General features: G+C 69.7%; 27 protein-coding genes. 8 read left to right on the top strand and 19 right to left on the bottom strand.

The window, feature by feature from the left end:
• Positions 1-71 precede the first annotated feature (71 nt).
• The 10 genes from AB0J02_RS12440 to AB0J02_RS12395 all read right to left on the bottom strand — a co-directional run bounded on the left by AB0J02_RS12440 (position 72) and on the right by AB0J02_RS12395 (position 5531).
• Complete coding sequence (locus tag AB0J02_RS12440) at positions 72-488, bottom strand: gas vesicle protein K (protein ID WP_363193575.1); 417 nt, start codon at positions 486-488, stop codon at positions 72-74.
• A complete protein-coding gene (locus AB0J02_RS12435) occupies positions 485-673 on the bottom strand; it encodes a gas vesicle protein (protein WP_363193574.1) in 189 nt (62 codons plus the stop codon). The genes AB0J02_RS12440 and AB0J02_RS12435 overlap by 4 nt, the downstream gene beginning before the upstream one ends.
• Positions 670-1524, bottom strand: a complete 855-nt coding sequence (locus AB0J02_RS12430; RefSeq protein ID WP_363193573.1) for a GvpL/GvpF family gas vesicle protein — start codon at positions 1522-1524, stop codon at positions 670-672. Before AB0J02_RS12430 ends, AB0J02_RS12435 begins: the two co-directional genes overlap by 4 nt.
• On the bottom strand, positions 1517-1882 hold the full coding sequence (locus AB0J02_RS12425) for a gas vesicle protein (RefSeq protein ID WP_363193572.1): 366 nt from the start codon (positions 1880-1882) through the stop codon (positions 1517-1519). Before AB0J02_RS12425 ends, AB0J02_RS12430 begins: the two co-directional genes overlap by 8 nt.
• Positions 1882-3003, bottom strand: coding sequence for an SRPBCC family protein (locus AB0J02_RS12420; RefSeq protein WP_363193571.1), 1122 nt, complete (start codon positions 3001-3003; stop codon positions 1882-1884). The genes AB0J02_RS12425 and AB0J02_RS12420 overlap by 1 nt, the downstream gene beginning before the upstream one ends.
• Positions 2996-3676, bottom strand: a complete 681-nt coding sequence (locus AB0J02_RS12415; RefSeq protein WP_363193570.1) for a DNA primase — start codon at positions 3674-3676, stop codon at positions 2996-2998. Before AB0J02_RS12415 ends, AB0J02_RS12420 begins: the two co-directional genes overlap by 8 nt.
• Positions 3677-3739: 63 nt before the next feature.
• Complete coding sequence (locus tag AB0J02_RS12410) at positions 3740-3985, bottom strand: gas vesicle protein GvpG (protein WP_363193569.1); 246 nt, start codon at positions 3983-3985, stop codon at positions 3740-3742.
• A gap of 7 nt (positions 3986-3992) precedes the next feature.
• Complete coding sequence (locus AB0J02_RS12405; protein ID WP_363193568.1) at positions 3993-4736, bottom strand: GvpL/GvpF family gas vesicle protein; 744 nt, start codon at positions 4734-4736, stop codon at positions 3993-3995.
• Entirely contained in the window at positions 4733-5158 is a 426-nt protein-coding gene (locus AB0J02_RS12400; protein ID WP_363193567.1) for a gas vesicle structural protein GvpA, read from the bottom strand. The genes AB0J02_RS12405 and AB0J02_RS12400 overlap by 4 nt, the downstream gene beginning before the upstream one ends.
• 85 nt (positions 5159-5243) lie before the next feature.
• Entirely contained in the window at positions 5244-5531 is a 288-nt protein-coding gene (locus AB0J02_RS12395) for a gas vesicle protein (protein WP_363193566.1), read from the bottom strand.
• 411 nt (positions 5532-5942) lie between these two features.
• On the opposite strand from AB0J02_RS12395, the gene AB0J02_RS12390 reads away from it, so the two are divergent.
• The 3 genes from AB0J02_RS12390 (at position 5943) to AB0J02_RS12380 (ending at position 9160) form a co-directional block, all read left to right on the top strand.
• Positions 5943-7151: a phospholipase D-like domain-containing protein gene (locus AB0J02_RS12390; protein ID WP_363193565.1), complete on the top strand. Its 1209-nt coding sequence runs from the start codon at positions 5943-5945 to the stop codon at positions 7149-7151.
• 178 nt (positions 7152-7329) lie between these two features.
• Entirely contained in the window at positions 7330-8055 is a 726-nt protein-coding gene (locus AB0J02_RS12385; RefSeq protein ID WP_363193856.1) for a restriction endonuclease, read from the top strand.
• A 52-nt stretch (positions 8056-8107) separates the two neighbouring features.
• Complete coding sequence (locus tag AB0J02_RS12380; protein ID WP_363193564.1) at positions 8108-9160, top strand: YihY/virulence factor BrkB family protein; 1053 nt, start codon at positions 8108-8110, stop codon at positions 9158-9160.
• A gap of 76 nt (positions 9161-9236) precedes the next feature.
• Here the strand turns inward: AB0J02_RS12380 and AB0J02_RS12375 are convergent, their stop codons facing one another.
• Positions 9237-9416, bottom strand: a complete 180-nt coding sequence (locus tag AB0J02_RS12375) for a hypothetical protein (protein WP_363193563.1) — start codon at positions 9414-9416, stop codon at positions 9237-9239.
• Between the two features lie 158 nt (positions 9417-9574).
• Here AB0J02_RS12375 and AB0J02_RS12370 point away from each other — a divergent pair, with 158 nt between their 5' ends.
• The 3 genes from AB0J02_RS12370 to AB0J02_RS12360 all read left to right on the top strand — a co-directional run bounded on the left by AB0J02_RS12370 (position 9575) and on the right by AB0J02_RS12360 (position 10316).
• Positions 9575-9718 carry a hypothetical protein gene (locus tag AB0J02_RS12370; RefSeq protein ID WP_363193562.1) on the top strand — a complete coding sequence of 48 codons (144 nt, stop codon included), beginning with the start codon at positions 9575-9577 and terminating at the stop codon, positions 9716-9718.
• Positions 9719-9784: 66 nt separating this feature from the next.
• Positions 9785-9961, top strand: coding sequence for a hypothetical protein (locus tag AB0J02_RS12365; protein WP_363193561.1), 177 nt, complete (start codon positions 9785-9787; stop codon positions 9959-9961).
• 121 nt (positions 9962-10082) lie between these two features.
• Positions 10083-10316 (top strand): DUF5133 domain-containing protein, encoded by a 234-nt coding sequence (locus AB0J02_RS12360; protein WP_363193560.1) that lies wholly within the window; start codon positions 10083-10085, stop codon positions 10314-10316.
• A 32-nt stretch (positions 10317-10348) separates the two neighbouring features.
• On the opposite strand, the gene AB0J02_RS12355 is transcribed toward AB0J02_RS12360, so the two are convergent.
• A complete protein-coding gene (locus tag AB0J02_RS12355) occupies positions 10349-10762 on the bottom strand; it encodes an ATP-binding protein (protein WP_363193559.1) in 414 nt (137 codons plus the stop codon).
• A gap of 229 nt (positions 10763-10991) precedes the next feature.
• Between AB0J02_RS12355 and AB0J02_RS12350 the strand changes: the two genes are divergently transcribed.
• Together AB0J02_RS12350 and AB0J02_RS12345 are read left to right on the top strand one after the other, a co-directional pair.
• Positions 10992-11393, top strand: a complete 402-nt coding sequence (locus tag AB0J02_RS12350; RefSeq protein ID WP_363193558.1) for an STAS domain-containing protein — start codon at positions 10992-10994, stop codon at positions 11391-11393.
• 72 nt (positions 11394-11465) lie between these two features.
• Positions 11466-13424, top strand: a complete 1959-nt coding sequence (locus AB0J02_RS12345; RefSeq protein WP_363193557.1) for an acyl-CoA dehydrogenase — start codon at positions 11466-11468, stop codon at positions 13422-13424.
• A 3-nt stretch (positions 13425-13427) separates the two neighbouring features.
• Here the strand turns inward: AB0J02_RS12345 and AB0J02_RS12340 are convergent, their stop codons facing one another.
• The 7 genes from AB0J02_RS12340 to AB0J02_RS12310 all read right to left on the bottom strand — a co-directional run bounded on the left by AB0J02_RS12340 (position 13428) and on the right by AB0J02_RS12310 (position 17679).
• Entirely contained in the window at positions 13428-13895 is a 468-nt protein-coding gene (locus AB0J02_RS12340; protein ID WP_363193556.1) for a DUF6210 family protein, read from the bottom strand.
• A gap of 74 nt (positions 13896-13969) precedes the next feature.
• Complete coding sequence (locus tag AB0J02_RS12335; RefSeq protein WP_363193555.1) at positions 13970-14251, bottom strand: VOC family protein; 282 nt, start codon at positions 14249-14251, stop codon at positions 13970-13972.
• Between the two features lie 6 nt (positions 14252-14257).
• Positions 14258-15223: a Rieske (2Fe-2S) protein gene (locus AB0J02_RS12330; protein WP_363193554.1), complete on the bottom strand. Its 966-nt coding sequence runs from the start codon at positions 15221-15223 to the stop codon at positions 14258-14260.
• A 38-nt stretch (positions 15224-15261) separates the two neighbouring features.
• Positions 15262-15579 (bottom strand): integration host factor, actinobacterial type, encoded by a 318-nt coding sequence (mihF, locus tag AB0J02_RS12325; protein WP_363193553.1) that lies wholly within the window; start codon positions 15577-15579, stop codon positions 15262-15264.
• A gap of 158 nt (positions 15580-15737) precedes the next feature.
• Positions 15738-16295 carry a DNA starvation/stationary phase protection protein gene (locus AB0J02_RS12320; RefSeq protein ID WP_363193552.1) on the bottom strand — a complete coding sequence of 186 codons (558 nt, stop codon included), beginning with the start codon at positions 16293-16295 and terminating at the stop codon, positions 15738-15740.
• Positions 16296-16562: 267 nt separating this feature from the next.
• The gene (locus AB0J02_RS12315; protein WP_363193855.1) at positions 16563-17369 is read right to left on the bottom strand and encodes a SigB/SigF/SigG family RNA polymerase sigma factor; all 807 of its coding nucleotides are present in this window, start codon (positions 17367-17369) and stop codon (positions 16563-16565) included.
• A gap of 181 nt (positions 17370-17550) precedes the next feature.
• Positions 17551-17679, bottom strand: coding sequence for an LPFR motif small protein (locus tag AB0J02_RS12310; protein ID WP_363193551.1), 129 nt, complete (start codon positions 17677-17679; stop codon positions 17551-17553).
• Positions 17680-17776 lie beyond the last annotated feature (97 nt).

Genomic DNA, 17776 nt, shown 5'->3' with positions numbered 1-17776 from the left:
CATGCGCACACAGAGCCCGCTCCGGGCGCGACCGACATGCGCGCTCCGCACCTCGACCGGGGTGACGCGGCTCAACGCGGCAGAAGGGGGCCCAGGGGGCCGAGGTCGATGTTGAGGTCCTCGGGCCCGAGGTCGTAGCGCTCGCGCAGTTCCGCCATCCGGTCCTCGAGCAGCATCAGCGTGAGACCGATGCGGTCCTCCTGCTCCTCCGACAGGTCGCCCGTGTCGAAGCGGCGCAGCGCCTGGCGTTCCATCAGCTGCCGCAGCAGTTCGACGATGGTCAGGACGAGCTTCATCAGGTCCCGTTCCACCGTGTCGGGCTCGATCTGGATCCGACCGCGCCCCTTTCCCACTTCGGGCTCCCCCTCGGGCTGCGCCTGAGGCTGCGCTCCGGGGTCCGCGACCGGCCCGCCGCAGGACGAGCACGTGTTGCGGCCGGTGTGCTCAAGTTGCGCGCCGGGATGGCGCGTTTCGTCGTACGAGCTCACAGGATGTCCTCCCACGGGGAGGGAACGTTCTCGTTCACCGAGCTGATCAGTGCCTTCAAGTCGATACGGACCAGGTCCACGTCCGCGATGCGCAACGTGACGTCGCCCGCGAGGACCACTCCCCCGGCGAGCAGCCGGTCCAGCAGGTCCACGAGGGCCACCTCGCGGCGCTCGATGACGGTCATCGCGTGTCACCTGCCGACGGACCCGGCTCGTCCGCGCGTTCCTCGGGCGGTGCGGAGAAGGAGTACGCGGCCCACGGCCCGGTCAGTTCCACGCGCAGTCCGGGCTGCGTGTCCTTGGTCGCGTCGACGAGTTCCACGAAGGCCTCCGACGCCGAACGGTCCACCAGATAGGCGCCGTTGAGGACATTGCGGCCCGAACTCTTGGCCAGTTCCGGATTCTGCGGGGGGTGGATCCGGGTCTCCGCGCCGGCTTGTGCGAGCCGGTCGTGCAACTGCTGCGCGAACGTCTCCGCCTGCCTCCAGACCTGGTCGCGCCCGTCCCGTTCGGCGCGGCGACGGCGCAGGTAGTCACGGCCCGAACCGCTGCCGAGTGCCTGCGCGGTGACGCGCTCCCGCCGCTCGGATCCCGTCGCCGCGGAACCGTCGCCGGAGGCGGAGACCGACTCGGTCGGCTGCTCCTCCACGAACACCTTCACGCCCCACTCGACACGGTCCCGGATGCGCGCGAGGGAGGTGCGGAAGCGCTGCTCCTCCTCTTCCAGCATGGCGCGCACCCCGCTGTCGTCGCGGAACACGGTCGCCAGCCGGAGCGGCAGCGGACTGGCCACCGAGGAGAGCGCGGCGATCACCGCCTGGTGGGCGCGTGCCGTGTCGGAGAGCCAGTCGAGGTTCTCCAGATTCCGGCGCAGCGCGCCCTCGGAGAACTGATCGGCCGGCACGTGGCTCACGACGGCCGTCAGTCCGGCGTGGTGGATCTGCCGTGGCACGGCCCCGCCGACGCCGGTCAGCTCCGCCGCGAGCGGGGCGTCGAGGGAGTCACAGACCGCGTAGACGTACCGCAGTTCACTCATGGTGCGACTCCTTCTCCCGGGCCGCCGGGTCGAGCGCCTCGGACGCGCTCCCGCCCTCCAGGGCGGCCAGCCGTTCCCTCAACTCGGCGTTCTCCCGGGCGAGTTCCTTGCGCCGGGCGCCGGACGACAGCGACGGGTCGTCCTCCCACCAGTCGATGCCCATCTCCTTCGCCTTGTCGACCGAGGCGACGATCAGACGCAGCTTGATGGTGAGGAGCTCTATATCGAGCAGATTGATGCGGATGTCACCCGCGATCACGATGCCCTTGTCGAGAACCCGCTCCAGAATGTCGGCGAGGTTCGCCCCCGAACTCCCCCCGCCCAGGGGGGAGTCGGGGAACCTGCTTGCGGTGCTCATCAGCGACTCCGGGCGGGTTCGCGCTCGCGCCGGTCGGACTCGTCAGCGGGCTCGTCCTCGTCGGCGTACTCGTCGTCCGGCTCCTCGTCGACGTACTCGACGTCGTCGTCCGTCTCGTCGTCCTCGTCCTCGACGTCCTCGTCCTCGTACGCCGGCTCGTCCTCGTCGACGTACTCGTCGTCCTCGGCCGGCTCTTCGGCGTCCTCGGCGCGAGGCTCGTCCTCGTCGTCGTACTCGCCGTCGGGCTGGTCCTCGGACTGCTCCTGCGAGCGCTCCTCTTCCTCCTCGGCCACCGCGTCGTCGTGACTGCGCACGACCTCGCCGTCGCGGATCTCGCCGCGCCAGCCGTCCGTCGCCTCGCCCTTCATCGAGATGAAGCGCGCGAAGTGCTTCAGGTCGAGGCGGGCGCGCCGTCCCTGGGCCCGCCAGATGTTGCCGGTCTTCTCGAAGAGGCCCTTGGGGTAGTACTCGATGATCAACAGAACACGGGTGAGGTTCGCGCCCAGCTCGTGGAAGGTGACGACGCCCTTCGTGGTGCCCTTGGCCCCCTCGGAGGTCCAGCTGATGCGCTGGTCGGGCACCTGTTCCGTGGTGTGCGCCTTCCAACTCCGGCTGGACCAGAAGATCTTCATCTGCCAGTCGGACGTGACGTCGTCCGCGCGGTTGGCGTTCTTCACGCCCCGCGCGAAGGTGGAGAACTCCTGGTACTGGGTCCACTGGTCGTAGGCGGTGCGGACGTCCACGCCGACATCGATGCTCTCCAGGATGACCGTCGGCTTCTTGCCGGCACCGGACTTGGACTTGCCCTTGCCGAACAGCCCCTTCACCCCGCCGACCAGGTTGTCCTTGAGGTGACCCGCGCCGGTTTCGACGGCCGCGCGCACGGGGCCCTTGCCCTCGGCTAGTTTGCGGCCGCCGTCCATGGCGAGCTTGGCGAAGCCGGGGCTGTTCCCCTCGGCGATGTCGTTGAGCCGGGACGTGGTCTGGCCCAGCTTGCGGCCGACGCCGGTCAGCAGATGCGTCGCTTTCGCGGCGAGATAGTCCTGCGCCTCGGCCTTCAGCCGGTCGGCCGCCTGACTCTGCGCGAGGTCCTTGAGCGGGTTCGCCTTGGACTCAGCCATTGTTCCGGCCTCCCTTCGCACCGCTGCTCGGGGACCGCCGGGCGGCCCCCGTAGCCTTCTTCGTCCGGGACGAGGCCGACTTCTTGGCGGCCGTCCCCTGCGTCCGCGTGCCCTGCTCCGGCTTCCGCCGGCCGGACGGGGCGGACTTCTTGACGGGGGCCCGCTTGCGGGGCGCGGGCCGCTCCTCGTCCTGGGCCGACGCGTCGTTGCCGTCCTGCTCGTCGTCGCGGTCGTCGTCGCGCTTGTTGTCGGTCCGCGGCTTCCGGGCCCCGGCCTTGCCCTCCGTCTCCGGGTCGGCCGACTCCGCCGAGTCCTCGACGTCGTCGGCGTCATCGGCGCCGTCGGAGTCCGCGGAGCCGCCCTGGAGGCGGTCCCGCACCCCGGTCGTGCTGCTGTGCAGCCTGTTGGCGAGGCCCTCCATCTGCCGTTCCAGGATCGCACCGGTGGCGGCCTTGCCGACGCCGCGGAAGTCGTTGCGCAGCTGGCCGCCGATCTCCTGGAACTGCGGGTTCTTGTCCAACTGCGTGCGGACCAGGTCCACGACGGCCTTGGGGCTCAGCTGCAGCTTCTTGCCGGCGACCATGGTGCCGACGGCGAAGGCCAGCTTCATCTTCTTGGTACGTCCCAGGACGTACCCGGCTCCCACTGCGAGGCCGACTGCTGTTCGGTTCATCGTGTCGTCCGTTCCTGCACGTATCGCTTCACGCGCCTAGGTGTGATCCGGAGTGACCCGGTGTCACGCGCCTGACTGTCTGCTCCGACTGGCCTCGAGCCGGTCGAGGAGCTCGTCCTCCATGCGGTCGAACGTCTCCTCGTCGATCTCTCCCGCCTCCAACTGGTTTTCGAGAGCGGCCAGTTGAGCCTGAATGGCCGAGGGGTCGTAGTACTGGCTCTCCGCTTCCTTGACCACCTGGTCGAGGACCCACATGGAGCCTCGAACCGGGGCCAGCGGCAGCAGGAGCACCTCGCTCAGCAGCCCCATGAGAGCCTCATCCCGCGTTGGAGGCCGCCGGGGCCGGCTCCACGAAGCTGTAGGGCGGGAGCGGCCCGTTGACCCGGAAGACCAGGTGCGGAACCGCCTGCCGGATCTCCTCGATCGCGCCGAGCAGCCGCTCGGAGGAGGCCCGGTCCACGAGGAAGGAGAGGTTGGTGATCCAGCCGGTGCTCCCCGGCGCCTCGCTGACATCGTCGGCCTGCGGCTCAAGTGCCGTACGGACCATCTCGGCGTCCTGTGCCTCACGGGCCTGGACGGCCTTCGCGACGGCCTCACCCAGCCGCAGCTTGTCCTCATGGCTGCCGCCGCCGGCGTCACGGTTGCTCAGCGCCAGGGCACGTACGTCGGCGTTCTCCGCCATGACGGTGCGCAGCACCGCCTCTTCGTCGTGCTGGACCTTGACGTTGTACTCGACGCGCTCGCTCAGCGCGGCCAGGCGCTCCTCATAGTGCGTCGCACGCTCGTCGAGGGCTGCCGCGACCGCGGCGTCGTCCTCCGCGACGCTGCCGAAACGCATGGGCAGGACGGTGCCTCCGCCCCCGGCCTCGGACAGGACGTTCTGGTGCGCGAGCAGATCGCGCCGCTTGGGCCGCAGGTTCTCGGGGGCGTCACTCACCAGCGCGGCGAGGCTGCCGGCCTTGACGACGCGGACCGTCAGCGCGGGGCTGCCGATGCCTTCCATGCCGTCGGGCAGGCTCGGATGGTCGGCACCGGCGATGCCGTAGACGTAGGTGCTCATTCCTGCTCCTCCTTACGGCGGCTCGACGAGGTGCGACGCTGACGCGGACGGGACTCGCTCTGGCCCTCCTCGCGGGCCTGCGAGAAAGCGTCCGATATGGTCTCGGCCGCGCCCGAGAGCGCCCCCTTGGTCTTGCCGTGGGCGCCGGACTCCATCGTGTCGCCGATGATGTCCGTGAGACCGGAGGGCTTCTTGCTGCCGGTCTCCAGGTCGAGGCGGTTGCACGCCTCGGCGAAGCGCAGATACGTGTCCACGCTGGCGACGACGATGCGGATGTCGATCTTCAGGATCTCGATGCCGACCAGCGAGACACGGATGAAGGCGTCGATCACCAGTCCGCGGTCGAGGACCAGCTCGAGCACGTCGTAGAGACCACTGGTCCCTCCGCCTCCGCCGCCCTGTTGGGTCGTTGCGACTGTCATGTGCGATTCCTCCCTTTCGTTCGCCTTTCGGGAGCCCGCCGCCGGGCGCGGCCCGCTCATCAGGGGGCCGGTCGGCGACGGCGGGTCAGTGGCGGTCGTCGGACCGCCCGCGCTCGTAGCGCTTGATCCGCCGGTAACCGGTGAGGATGCCCTGGTCGTCCAGGGCGACCTCGTAGCTGGCGAGCAGGCTCATCGTGTCGGGGACCCTGGACAGTTCCAGGACTTCCACCTCGAGCAGCCACCCGTCATCGGTGGCACGGAACGAGGACACCGAGTCGACCTCTTTCCCGGTCAGCTCGGCCAGCTGCTCGCGCCCCTCCCGGATCGCCTCCGTCGGACGGAGACGCTGGGGCCGGGAGGGCTCGGCCGCCACGCGCTTCCTCGTCGCGCTCCTCTTCTTGGCGGGCTCCCTCTTGGCGGGTTCCCTGGATGTGTCGTCGGACTCGTTTTGTGAAGGATTTGATGTGTCAGTCATATGAATCTCCACCCCGCGTGCCCGTGAATTCGTGGCCAAACCTTCATGGTTCTCGCGAATTCCGAACTAGTGCTGCCCTGAGGCCCGTTCACCCCCGACGGCCCTGTGCCGCCTGGAAAGCGCGTCGCCCGTACCGGCCTCCGAATGCCCCGCTCGCGCCGTGTTACGACTCACGGCGGCGCCCCTTCGACGGGCGTTCCGGGCTCGCGGGCGGCCCCTGTGCGGAGGGACACATGGTCGGATGCCGCGTGAACGAGTTGTGACGGGGCACCGGTCTGACGCTGTACCCGTCGATGAACCGGAGTTCCCATGTCTGCGTCCCCCGTAAGCGCCGTTCCAGTCACCCCCGAGCGCAGATCGGCGACGGATCCCCGTCAGCAACTGCGCCGCCGGCTCGAGCGGTTGATCGGGATCGCGGCCACGGAGGGGAACACCCTCGTGCCGCTGCGCAACGGGGACGAGATCTTCCCCGCCATGCTGGAGGCGATACGCGGCGCCCGGCACACGATCGACATGATGACGTTCGTCTACTGGCGCGGCGACATCGCCCGCGAGTTCGCCCTCGCTCTCGCCGAGCGCGCCCGCGCGGGTCTGCGGGTGCGGCTGCTGCTCGACGGATTCGGCAGCCGCACCATCGAGGAGGACCTCCTCGGGCTCATGAACGAGGCAGGCGTGCACGTCGCCTGGTTCCGCAAGCCACTGCACCTGTCCCCCTTGAAGCAGAACCACCGCTGCCACCGCAAGGTCCTCGTCGTGGACGAGGTGACCGCCTTCACCGGCGGCGTCGGGATCGCGGAGGAGTGGTGCGGCAACGCCCGTAATCCGCAGGAGTGGCGGGACACCCACGTCCACGTGCGCGGGCCCGCCGTCGACGGGATCTGCGCGGCCTTCGCCCAGAACTGGGCCGAGTGCCACGACGAACTCTTCGACGCGTGCGACCGCTTCGTGGAACACGAAGCGCAGGGAGACGCGATCGTCCAGGTGGTCCGCGGCTCGGCCAGCTTCGGCTGGCAGGACATGCAGACACTGCTGCGCGTGGTGATCGAGTCCGCGCAGCACCGCCTGCGCCTGGCGACCGCCTACTTCTCCCCCGACGACTACTTCGTCGAGCTGCTGTGCGAGGCGGCCCGCCGCGGGGTCCGGGTCGAGCTGCTGGTGCCGGGCCCGCACACGGACAAGCAGATAAGCCGCATCGCCGGCCGCCATCACTACGAGAAGCTCCTGGGATGCGGTGTGATCGTCCGCGAGTACCAGCGCACGATGCTGCACTGCAAGGTCGTCACCATCGACGGCCACGCGGCCCTCATCGGCTCCACGAACCTCAACCGCCGCTCCATGGACCACGACGAGGAAGTCATGCTCGCCGTCCTGGACGAGTCCTTCACCGAGGTGCTCGACGCGGACTACGACGACGACATCGGTCACAGCATCCGGGTGGATCCCGCCCGGTGGGCCGGCCGTCCGCTGGCGTTCCGTGCCGCCGAGGCCGCGACGCGCACCGTGCAGCACTTCTTGTGAGCCCGCGCCCGGAGGCGTACCCGTCACTCCCGCCCCTGCTTGTCGATCATGGAACGGGCCGGTCGGGGCACTCGTCGACCAGACGGATCCGCGACGACACGCAGGAGTTCGAGTGCTGCTACCCAAGACCAAGAGTGCCGCGGGTCACCCCCGGGCAGAGGCACGACTGTCCGGGCCGATCGTCGCACTCGGGCTGTTCGGCGCCCTGATCTGCGCCGCGGTTCTGCTCTTCATACGGTTCGCCGACTGGGCCGGCGCGCATCCGCTCGGCGCCGTGCTGCTCGCCCTGCTCGCGATACCCGTGCTCTACGTCCTGTTCCGCGCCATGCCGCGGGCCCGCGAGCTGCGCCTCGCCGCCCGCGCGGGGATGGCCCAGGCCGACCGAGAGTCCGCCGAGTCGGCGCGGGTCGCCGAGCCACCCGTGCCGGCCGCTGCCGCCCCGGACCACGACACCCTCCGCCTCCGGCCGGCCCCCACCACGCCCCAGGACGGGCCGACCGCCGTACTGCCCGACCCGGCCCCCGACTTCAGGGGCCTCGACCCCGACGGCTTCGAGGCAGCCGTGGCCGCGCTGTGCGAGCGGGACGGCTGCACGGACGTCGAGGTCGTGGGTGGTGCGGGCGACCTCGGCGCCGATGTCCTCGCGACCGCGCCCGACGGCCGGCGCGTCGTCGTGCAGTGCAAGTTGTACGGGCCCACGAACAAGGTCGGCTCCCAGGACCTCCAGCGCTTCGGCGGCACCTGCTGGACGGTGCACGGAGCGCAGCTCGCGGCCGTGGTGAGCACCAGTGAGTTCACCGCGCCGGCCGAGGAGTACGCGCAGGCGTGCGGCATCCGTTGCATCGACGGTTTCGCGCTCTCGGCCTGGGCGGAGGGCTCGGGGCCGACGCCGTGGGGCCCGTGACGACCTGCGGTTCCGCACGTCTGAATCCCCGCGCGGCGGACATGCGACAAGCATGTCGGAACAGCGGAGCAATCTTGAGCGGCGCGAGGACGAGAGGTCGGACGCGGAGGAAGCGGCCGAGTTCGGCCCCTCTCCCGAGGTGGAGGAGGCCGCGCCGGACAGCCCGGCGGATCTCTCCGGGCACGCGTGGGGTCAGGTGTTGCGGGGCAGTCTCCGCGAGTTCCAGAAGGAGGAACTGGCGGATCGTGCCGCCGCTTTGACGTACTACTCCGTCCTCTCCCTCTTCCCCGCTCTGCTGGTCCTGGTGGCACTGCTCGGCGTGGCCGGCGAGACCGCCACCCAGAAGGTCCTCGACAGCCTGGAGTCACTGGCTCCGGGCGCGGCGCGAGAGATCCTCACCCATGCCGTCAAGCAGTTGCAGGGCAACTCGGGCACCGGCTCGGTCATGGCCGTGGCCGGCCTGGTGCTGGCCGTGTGGTCGGCGTCGGGCTACGTGGGGGCGTTCATCAGGACGGCGAACCAGATCTACCACGTACCCGAAGGACGGCCTCTGTGGAAGGTCCTGCCGCTGCGGCTCGGGCTGACTCTGGCCCTGATGCTGCTCGCCACCCTCAGCGCGCTCGTCGTCGTCTTCACCGGCGGGGTCGCACGGCAGGCCGGGTCGGTCTTCGGTGTGGGCGACACCGCGCTCACCGTCTGGTCGCTGGCCAAGTGGCCTCTCCTCGCGGTCCTGTTGGTGCTGATGATCGGCCTTCTGTACTGGGCGGCACCCAATGTGAAGGGCCGCGGCTGGCTCTGGGTCACACCGGGCGGGTTTCTCGCCCTGGTCGTCTGGCTCGTGGCCTCGGCCGGCTTCACGCTGTACGCGGCAGGGTTCGCGTCCTACAACAAGACGTACGGCACCATGGCCGGCGTCATCGTCTTCCTCGTCTGGCTGTGGCTGAGCAGCCTGGCCATCCTGCTGGGTCTCGCGTTCGACGCCGAGATCGCCCGGCAGCGCGCGATCAGCGGTGGCCACCCCGCTCAGGAGGAGTTGTTCATCGAGCCGCGGGACACCAGCGCCTGGGACGAGCGGGACCTTCAGCAGGCGCGGCAGGCGCCATGACGCCGGACGTCCGAACCGCCCGCACCCACGGAAGTCACCGTGGGTGCGGGCGGTTCGGACGTCCGCGGGCGCGTGTTCAGCGCCGGCGTGACGTTCTGGTGCGGGCCCAGCCGCCGGCTCCCGCCAGGTGCAGGGCCAGCGCGGTGAGGCCGAGGAGCATGACGTTCACCGAGGTGAAGACGTCGTTCGTCGAGATGTCGGCGGCATTGATCAAGAACGCCAGGAAGAACAGCACAGCGGCACCGATGGCGAACATGTGAACTCCTGTTCCGTGTCTGCGGCTTGTCTGCGGCCTGTCTGCCGCTAGTCGTTGTCGCCCGTGTGCCCTCTTTCGTGTTCCGTACCGCATCAGGGGTAGCCGGAACGGAAGCAGACGGCGCGAGCGCCCCTGTCCCACGACACCATGGAGACGTCATGCCCGGGATCTTCGACCGGATCAAGCAGTACAGCCGCACCCCGCAGGGCCGCCGTGCCATCGCGACGGCACGGCGCACGGCCTCGGACCCCCGCAAGCAGGCCCAGGCCCGCGCGTGGCTCGGCCGGCTGCGCCGCCGCTGAGCACCACCGCGCCCCGGGACGGTCGTGCTCCGAGACCGGCGGCCGCACATGACGAGAGGACCACAGATGACCCCCAGCCCCCGTCCCGCTCGCGGCCGTGCCGCCGACGACGGCAGCCTGTTCCGCCCGCTCGACGCCGACGCCGACCTCGCGGCCGCCTGCTGTGCCGCGTGGTTCGTGTCGCGCAGCGCGGAACACGAGACGACGTGTGTGACGCAGCCCTGCCGCAGCAGCGCGGCCTGACCCCGATCCGCCAGGCATGTCCCCGATGGGCATGGCCCCGGCAGGCATGTACGGGGAAAAGCTGGGCAGTTGGTGTCCGTCGATCCCACTGGACACCAGGACAACCGAACAGGGGCGCCTCGTGCTGAATCCCGAGCCGATGTTCATCCGGACTCTTCTGAGCCGCTATGCCGACGTGCAGCTGCGTTTCTCGGAGCGGCCGACCCAGGAACTCCGGTGGCAGCTCGACGACGTCACGTACACGCTGTGCGTCAGCACCGGGACCAAGTCCGTGCGCGACGCCCTGATGGCAGCCGATCGCGTCCTGGAGCGCGCCGCCGCGGCGCGCTCCGGCGATGAGTCACAGCCTGCCTGAACAACCGGCCCGGGCCGCCCCGCGTCCCCCCGTCACAGAAGCCCTTCGCCGAAGGGCTGCGGCAGGGGCAGTACGGCGGTGATCGTCTTCCCGTGCGGCCCCACGTCGACCGCCACGTGAGAGCTGAGCCGCTGCACCACCATCCAGCCGAACCCGCCCGGCACACTCGGGGCCGAGTAGGCACGGCGAGGCATCACCGCGCTGTTGTCGCTCACGCTCATCCAGAGGACGTCTCCCTGGAGGCCGGCGTCGAATCCGGTGGTCCCGCCCGCGTGACGGATGGCGTTGGCGGTCAGCTCGGTGGCCACCAGCAGTGCGTCGTCATGCAGGCGTCGCGCCTGACGCAGCGGAAGGCCGCAGCACACTTCCATGAGAACCCAACTGACTTCCGCCCGGGCCTGCGCGCAGGTCGTGTGCTCTGAAGCAGGTGTCTCGGGAGCACTCATCAAGACGTGATCCTCTCTCTGTACACGTGCAAACCCTGCAGTTCGTCATCGCTTCGTTTCCGCATTCCCAGCGCTGCTATCCGCACACCCTCACGGACAAGTCACTCGCTCAAATTGCGTTCACACCCGTGAAAACCTGCCTCGACCTGGCCTTTTCCATGGCATACAGGAGGCCAAGAACACAGCTGTCCCGTTCCTGAGAGGGCTGGGCATATGACAGGGTCGGGGCATGGCTTGTGACAGTGAAAGCATCGAACTCACCCAGCGGGAGCGGGTGGCGGTGGTCACGCTGCGCGATGACATCGACCTCGAGGACGGCGCCGAGGTCACGGACGTCTTCCAGCGCGCGCGTACCGACACCGACACCGTCGCCACCCTGCTGGACCTGGGCGAACTCGCCTTTGCCGACAGCACCCTGCTCAATCTGATCCTGCGTGCGCGGGCAGAGCACGACGAGGTGCGGCGGCCCTTCGTCCTGGCGGTGCCCGCCGGCAGTGTCGTCCGGCGGCTGTTCGACATCACCGGCGTCACCGACGTCCTGGCCCTGGCCGACAACCAGGAAGAGGCGCTGCGGCGCATTCACGCGCTCCTCGACAGCGACACGGGTTCGCCTGCCGAGCCCGGCACCTGACACGGACGAGGCGTGTGCGCCGATCGGTCCAGCGGACGGCTTGATCGCCCTACGGACGGGTAACAGAGCGGCATGTCCACCGATATCGCCACGCCCCCGAGCGGTTACGTGCAGCCCGCCGTCGACATCGCGGCCCTCACCGAGGTGCTCGACGGCGAGTACGCCGAGATCCGCGACCTGGTCCGCACCAACCTGGCCACCTACGCCTCCGTGCTCGTCGACGCCGAGGAACTCGGCATCGACGAGTACCGCGAGCGCGTGCGCGCTCTGGTCGTCGAGATGGCGGCGACGGGCCAGACCGGCATGGGCTTCCCCAAGGAGTACGGCGGCGGGGGCGACATCGGCGCCTCGATCGCCGCGTTCGAGACCCTGGCCTTCGGCGACCTGTCGGTCCTGGTGAAGGTCGGCGTGCAGTTCGGTCTCTTCGGCGGCGCCCTTCTGCAGCTCGGCACCGAGCGGCACCACGACGCCTACCTCCCGGACGTGATCACCGGGAAGCTGATGGGCTGCTTCGCGATGACCGAGACCGGCCACGGCTCCAACGTCCAGGCGCTCGGCACCGTCGCCACGTACGACGCCGAGAGCCGGGAGTTCGTCATCACCACCCCGGACGACCGGGCGCGCAAGGACTACATCGGCAACGCCGCCCGCCACGCCGAGCTGGCGGTCGTCTTCGCCCAGCTGGAGGTGGCCGGGAAGTCCGAGGGCGTGCACGCCTTCGTCGTCCCGGTCCGCGTCGACGGCGAGGTGGCGCCCGGCGTCCGGATCGAGGACGACGGCCGCAAGATGGGCCTCAACGGCGTGGACAACGGGCGGATCTGGTTCGACGGCGTGCGCGTGCCGCGCGAGGCACTGCTCAACAGGTTCGCCGACGTCACCCCCGAAGGCGTCTACGAGAGCGCGATCGAGAGCCCCAACCGCCGCTTCTTCACCATGCTCGGCACCCTCGTCCAGGGACGCGTCAGCGTCGGCGGCGGCGCCATCAACGCCGCCAAGGTCGCCCTCGCCGTCGCCACCAAGTACGCCGTGCGGCGCCGCCAGTTCAAGGCGACCTCGGACACGGAGGAGCAGGTACTCCTCGACTACGGCCTGCACCAGCGCCGCCTGCTGCCGCTCATCGCGCGCACCTACGCGCTGCACTTCGCCCAGGACGTCGTACGCACACAGCTGCACGAGGTCTTCTCGGGCATCAGGGACGACGAGGAGAGCAGGCGGGAGCTGGAGTCACGGGCCGCGGGCACCAAGGCCCTCGGCACCTGGCACGCCACCCGAGTGATCCAGGAGTGCCGCGAGGCGTGCGGCGGCGCCGGCTATCTCGCCGTCAACCGGTTCGCCGCGCTCAAGGCCGACAGCGACATCTTCACGACGTTCGAGGGCGACAACCACGTACTGCTCCAGCTCGTCGCGAAGGGCCTTCTCACCGGCTACGCGAGCGAGTTCGGGGACATGGACCAGCTCGACCTGGTCCGGTACGTCACCGGTCTCGCCGTCGAGACGGTCATCGAGAAGACCTCGGCCCACAAGCTGCTGGAACGAGTACGCGACCTGCTGCCCGGTGGCGACGAATGGGACCAGGAGGCGGGCCTGCTCGACTCCGAGTACCACCTCGCGATGGTGCGCTTCCGCGAGGAGCACATGCTGGCCGGGGCGGCCCGTCGGCTCAAGCGCGGGATGGACCAGAAGACCGATCCCGGTGTCGTCTTCTCCCAGGTGCAGGACCACGTCATCGCGGTGGCCGACGCGCACGTCGAGCGGCTCGTGCTCGAAGCGTTCGTCGAGAAGGTGCGTTCGCTGCCCGACGGCGACAACAAGGTGGCACTCGGGCTGCTGTGCGACCTCTTCGCTCTCACGACGATCGAGAAGGACCGTGCCTGGTTCATGGAGCACGGCCGGCTGACCGTCCAGCGTTCCAAGGCGATCAGCCGTGAGGTGAACGACCTCTGCCGCAAGGTCCGTCCGCTCGCGGTCGACCTCGTCGACGCCTGGGGCGTCCCCCCGGAGATGCTGCGCGCGCCGGACCTGGTCGGGTGACCGCTAGTCGGAGTTCCGCCAGACGAGGAACCCGGGTCCGTCCGGGCTGAGTACGGGGACCCAGGCCTCGTCGGTCTCGGCGAGGCGGGACTCGTCGAGGATCAGCGGGGCGGCGAAGAGGTCGTCACGGTTGGCCGAGCCGTAGATGTGGAGCTCGGCGACCTCGTGCCGCAGCCGGTCGAGCAGGTTCGGCGGCCAGTCGAGCCGTCTCGACCCCCAGCCTTTGAGCTCGCCGACGAACAGCGCGTTCAGTCCCTCGTCCAGCTTCGCGTCCGAGCCTCCGTAGAAGGGGAGCAGATAGCCCTCCTGCTCGTACTGGATGCAGCCGTGGCCTCCGCCCTGGTTCTGGTAGATGACGCCTGTCGGCGCTGCCACCACGACGAACATCCAGCCGGAGTCGCTCTCGTCGATGTCGAGGAAGACGCGTCTTCTGCCGTCGGGGGCGTCGGTCACGCCGTTCGCGTCAGTCATGAGCCGGAGGGTCGCACGGCCGGTGTGTCCCTCGCACGCGAGTATCTCGCCAACTCGCCGCAGAGGGGCACACGTCAGCCGAGGTAGTGCGCCCGCCCCTCGTCGTCGAGCCCGACCGGGCCCTCGGGGATGACGCAGAACCCGTTGCCCTCGGGGTCCGCCATCACCAGGAAGCCCCCGTCGGCGCACTCGTGCAGCCTGCGCCCGCCGAGCCCCTCGATTCCCCAGACCGTTCTCGCGCCGGAGCCGGACGTACGGCCCGGTGCGGTCCACGAGGGCCGGCCGAGCACCTCGGACCAGAAGGCGGCGAGCCGCTCGGGGTCGGCGGCGTCGAGGATGAGGCAGTTGATCCGCATCCGCGCTCAGCCCGCCCCGGGCAGGCACACGGCGACCGTGCCGTCGGCATCGACCCGGGTCTCGAAACACGGCTGCGGCGCGGTGGCGGGGCCGCGCACCACGGAGCCGTCGGAGAGGCGGAAGACACTGTCGTGCCACGGGCACGTCACGCAGCCGTCGGCGACCTGCCCTTCCGACAGCGGGCCCGCCAGGTGGCTGCACCGGTCGGCCAGCGCGTCGACCGTGCCGTCCTCGGCGCGGACCACCACGACCGGCACCTCACCGAGCATCCACCGCACGGGCTTTCCCGCTGTCAGTTCGCCGACCGGGCCGAGCCGGTGCCAGCCGGGCCCGACCAAGTGGGGTACGGGCTCCGTCTTGTTGGCGCCCGCAGCCTGCCGGTAGGCGAGGTGGCCGCCGATGAAGCCGCCCGCGCTCGCACACGCCAGACCGGTGAGCCCGAGAGCCCGGCCGAGCAGGGGACGGCGCCCCCGTACGACGAACGACGCGCCGTACAGCGAGACGGCGCCGGCGTTGGCGGCGGCGTGCACCAGGCCGGTGCGCATCTGCTGCTCGTGCTGCTCCGCCCAGTCCGCCCACCCGGCCAGCGCGGTGGGCAGCGCCGCCAGGGTGCCCAGGCCCACGAGGACGCGGGCCGGCCGGCGTGCGCCGGGCAGGAAGTCCAGGACGGCGGAAGAGATCCAGGCGCCCATCGGCACCTGCACCAGTACCGGGTGGAGCGGATGGCCGAGCTGGCGGCCGTGCAGCACGTCGCGGAGCGGCCCGAGCGGAAGCGCCCGGACCGCCTTCTGCACGGGCGCCACGACACGGTCGAGGGTCTGGGCGTTCTCCACGCGTTCGAGCGCCTCGACGCAGGAGCGCAGCAGTCGGGGTACGAGGACGCTCGCGCGGGCGGTCGGGATCTGGGAGCAGAGGTCATGGCCGGCGATTCTCCCGGTCGGCGCGTGACCAATCCGGTATCCCGGCTTCATGGGCGAGCGCGTTGCCCGCAACGGCCCACAGCCCCGGCCTACTTCTCGTCGGGGAAGATCGCCTGCAAGCGCTCGCGCTGTACTCCGGAGAGGCCCTGTACGCGCCGCCGCGCGGGAATGCCGAGCTCGCGCATCAGCTGTCCGGCCCGTACTTCTCCGATCCCGGGCAGCGCCGTCAGAAGGCGGTGCACGCGCATCGCGCCCACCACGGGGTCGCCGCTGCGCTCCAGGATCTCCCGCAAGGACAGCGTTCCGCGTTGCAGTGCGGTGAGCACCTCGCCTCTTTCGACCCGTACGGCGATGGCTCTCTTCAAGGCTTCGGCCCTCTGCTGGGCCGTCAAGGCAGGCAGCGCCATGGCTCGCATCCCCTCTGCCGACCGATCGGTCTGTCCTGTCGTCTTCTCTGTTCACAAATGCCCAGCGGAAGGGCGACTGAACAGACCGGTACCGGCCACACGAAAGGGGGCGCGACCGACAATCGGTCGCGCCCCCTGCGACGGGAGCCTGCCCGGCGTCATGCCGTGGACTCGGCGGCCTCCGTCTCCGTCTTGGCGTCGGCCGTGCTGAGCGTGCCGCCCGCCGTCTCCAGGTGGGCGCGCACGAACCACTGGAACTGCTCCAGGGCGCGCAGCTGCCCGATCAGCAGGTCCTCGGTGGCCGGGTCGATCTCGCCGACCGTCTTGACGGCGGCCCGGAGGTCCTCGACCAGACCCGTGTAGACGAGGTCGAGGGCACCGAGGTGGGCGATGGCGTCGGCCCGGCCCACGCTGTAGTCCTCCCACGAGCGCGCCGCGACCAGCGCGCCGGGGGTTCCCTGGGCGACCCCGCCCAGCGCGGCCAGGCGCTCGGCGACGTCGTCGGCCATGTCACGGACGCTGTCGACCTGCGGGTCGATCATCTCGTGCACCGCGATGAAGTGCGGGCCCACCACGTTCCAGTGGACGTGCTTCAGCGTCAGGTGAAGGTCATTGAAGGAGTGCAGACGCTGCTGCAGCACCTCGATGACCGTGGCGGCGTCCTTCACCGTGATACCGGGGACGGTGTAACGGGGGGTGGTGGCCTTGGAAGTCAACGTACAGCCTCCTGTCTCGTACCGGTTTGCCCTGTTTCGGTACCCCGTTTCGGCGAGGCTATCCCCACCGGTTCGAAGCACCGATCCGATCCGCCAGTACATCTCTGTGGCAGTTCGTGGTCGTCGTGCCGAGTGCCCTGCCCCACGCCATCCATGCGAGAAAGCCGCAGCTGGGGCGTGTCCCACCCGCATCCCGGCGCCCTACGCACTCCGCCCCCGGTCCAGAGCGGACCGGGGGCGGAGACGAGATCGACAGGGCGGACGGGACTAGTCGCTCGTCAGCAGACCGGCGCGCAGCTTGCCCAGCACGCGGCTGATCAGCCGCGAGACGTGCATCTGGGAGTAGCCCAGCTCGTCGGCGATCTGCTGCTGGGTCTGCTCCTCGACGAAGCGGAGGTGGATGATCCTGCGCTCACGGTCGTCGAGGTCCGCGATCAGCGGGGCCAGCGAGTGGTAGTTCTCGACGAGTTCGAAGCGGTCCTCGTCGAAGCCGACGAAATCGGCCAGCATCGTGTCGGACTCGTCGTCCTTGCCGCTCACGGCGGCGTCCAGCGAGACGCTGTTGTAGCCGTTGGACGCCATCTGCGCCTGCGCGACCTCCGAGGGCTCCAGCTGCATCAGCTCGGCGAGCTCGGCCGTCGACGGCGACCGGCCGAGGCGCGTACGCAGCTCCTCGGTGGCCCTGGACAGTTCCAGACGGGCTTCCTGCAGGCGGCGCGGGACGTGCACGGCCCAGGACGTGTCACGGAAGAAGCGCTTGATCTCCCCCGTGATGTAGGGAACGGCGAAAGAGGTGAACTCGACCTCGCGGGTGAGTTCGAACCGGTCGATCGCCTTGATCAGGCCGATCGTGCCGACCTGGATGATGTCCTCCATCTCCTGCTGACCGCGGTGCCTGAACCGCGACGCCGCGTACCGCACCAGGGACAGGTTCATCTCGATCAGGCAGTTGCGCACGTACTGGTACTCGCGCGTGCCCTCCTCCAGCTCGGCGAGCCGGTCGAAGAATCGTCGGCCGACGTCTCGCGCGTCCTTCGGCGCGAGCGACGCCGGGTCCGCGTAAGCCCGGTCCATCAGGTCCTGCTCCGCCTGCGGGGCTGCCTGCGTCCTGTTCTGCGCCGTCACGGTGGTCATGTGTCCGCCCCTTCTCGTTTTGATCTCGCCTGCCACACTCACGCTGCCAGCGCACCTCTCTTGAAAGCAAATACACATACCGGCTGACCTGCTGCTGGTCCCCCCTTGAGGTGCGGGGTTCTCAATGGCGGCCCTGCGCGCTGGCGGAGGCTCCGCCGAAGAGTCGTGCGACAGCGCGGAAGGGAAGCGTGACGACGGTGGCGATGGCGCCACCGATCGCGCGCAGTACATCAGCGATGGCCTTGAACATGACGGTTCCTCTCTCTCAGCAACAGGCCCGGACAACCGGGGGATCTCCCTCGGGGCCGGGCGGCCACAGGCTGGGTGTCCTTCGAACGGCTTCTCAA

Origin of the sequence: Streptomyces sp. NPDC050264 (assembly GCF_040655895.1) — a bacterium.
GTDB lineage: Bacteria > Actinomycetota > Actinomycetes > Streptomycetales > Streptomycetaceae > Streptomyces.
This window is presented reverse-complemented; position numbering and strand designations above follow the sequence as displayed.

Excerpts from the sequence above, each read along its gene's own strand:
- AB0J02_RS12415 (WP_363193570.1), bottom strand. The coding sequence starts at position 3,676 with ATGAACCGAACAGCAGTCGGCCTCGCAGTGGGAGCCGGGTACGTCCTG.
- AB0J02_RS12430 (WP_363193573.1), bottom strand. The coding sequence starts at position 1,524 with ATGAGTGAACTGCGGTACGTCTACGCGGTCTGTGACTCCCTCGACGCC.
- AB0J02_RS12350 (WP_363193558.1), top strand. The coding sequence starts at position 10,992 with ATGGCTTGTGACAGTGAAAGCATCGAACTCACCCAGCGGGAGCGGGTG.
- AB0J02_RS12400 (WP_363193567.1), bottom strand. The coding sequence starts at position 5,158 with ATGACAGTCGCAACGACCCAACAGGGCGGCGGAGGCGGAGGGACCAGT.
- AB0J02_RS12375 (WP_363193563.1), bottom strand. The coding sequence starts at position 9,416 with ATGTTCGCCATCGGTGCCGCTGTGCTGTTCTTCCTGGCGTTCTTGATC.
- AB0J02_RS12315 (WP_363193855.1), bottom strand. The coding sequence starts at position 17,369 with ATGGACCGGGCTTACGCGGACCCGGCGTCGCTCGCGCCGAAGGACGCG.
- AB0J02_RS12310 (WP_363193551.1), bottom strand. The coding sequence starts at position 17,679 with ATGTTCAAGGCCATCGCTGATGTACTGCGCGCGATCGGTGGCGCCATC.
- AB0J02_RS12365 (WP_363193561.1), top strand. The coding sequence starts at position 9,785 with ATGACCCCCAGCCCCCGTCCCGCTCGCGGCCGTGCCGCCGACGACGGC.
- AB0J02_RS12405 (WP_363193568.1), bottom strand. The coding sequence starts at position 4,736 with ATGAGCACCTACGTCTACGGCATCGCCGGTGCCGACCATCCGAGCCTG.
- AB0J02_RS12340 (WP_363193556.1), bottom strand. The coding sequence starts at position 13,895 with ATGACTGACGCGAACGGCGTGACCGACGCCCCCGACGGCAGAAGACGC.
- AB0J02_RS12390 (WP_363193565.1), top strand. The coding sequence starts at position 5,943 with ATGTCTGCGTCCCCCGTAAGCGCCGTTCCAGTCACCCCCGAGCGCAGA.
- AB0J02_RS12435 (WP_363193574.1), bottom strand. The coding sequence starts at position 673 with ATGACCGTCATCGAGCGCCGCGAGGTGGCCCTCGTGGACCTGCTGGAC.
- AB0J02_RS12330 (WP_363193554.1), bottom strand. The coding sequence starts at position 15,223 with ATGAAGCCGGGATACCGGATTGGTCACGCGCCGACCGGGAGAATCGCC.
- AB0J02_RS12335 (WP_363193555.1), bottom strand. The coding sequence starts at position 14,251 with ATGCGGATCAACTGCCTCATCCTCGACGCCGCCGACCCCGAGCGGCTC.
- AB0J02_RS12410 (WP_363193569.1), bottom strand. The coding sequence starts at position 3,985 with ATGGGGCTGCTGAGCGAGGTGCTCCTGCTGCCGCTGGCCCCGGTTCGA.
- AB0J02_RS12345 (WP_363193557.1), top strand. The coding sequence starts at position 11,466 with ATGTCCACCGATATCGCCACGCCCCCGAGCGGTTACGTGCAGCCCGCC.
- mihF (WP_363193553.1), bottom strand. The coding sequence starts at position 15,579 with ATGGCGCTGCCTGCCTTGACGGCCCAGCAGAGGGCCGAAGCCTTGAAG.
- AB0J02_RS12425 (WP_363193572.1), bottom strand. The coding sequence starts at position 1,882 with ATGAGCACCGCAAGCAGGTTCCCCGACTCCCCCCTGGGCGGGGGGAGT.
- AB0J02_RS12370 (WP_363193562.1), top strand. The coding sequence starts at position 9,575 with ATGCCCGGGATCTTCGACCGGATCAAGCAGTACAGCCGCACCCCGCAG.
- AB0J02_RS12380 (WP_363193564.1), top strand. The coding sequence starts at position 8,108 with ATGTCGGAACAGCGGAGCAATCTTGAGCGGCGCGAGGACGAGAGGTCG.
- AB0J02_RS12420 (WP_363193571.1), bottom strand. The coding sequence starts at position 3,003 with ATGGCTGAGTCCAAGGCGAACCCGCTCAAGGACCTCGCGCAGAGTCAG.
- AB0J02_RS12355 (WP_363193559.1), bottom strand. The coding sequence starts at position 10,762 with ATGAGTGCTCCCGAGACACCTGCTTCAGAGCACACGACCTGCGCGCAG.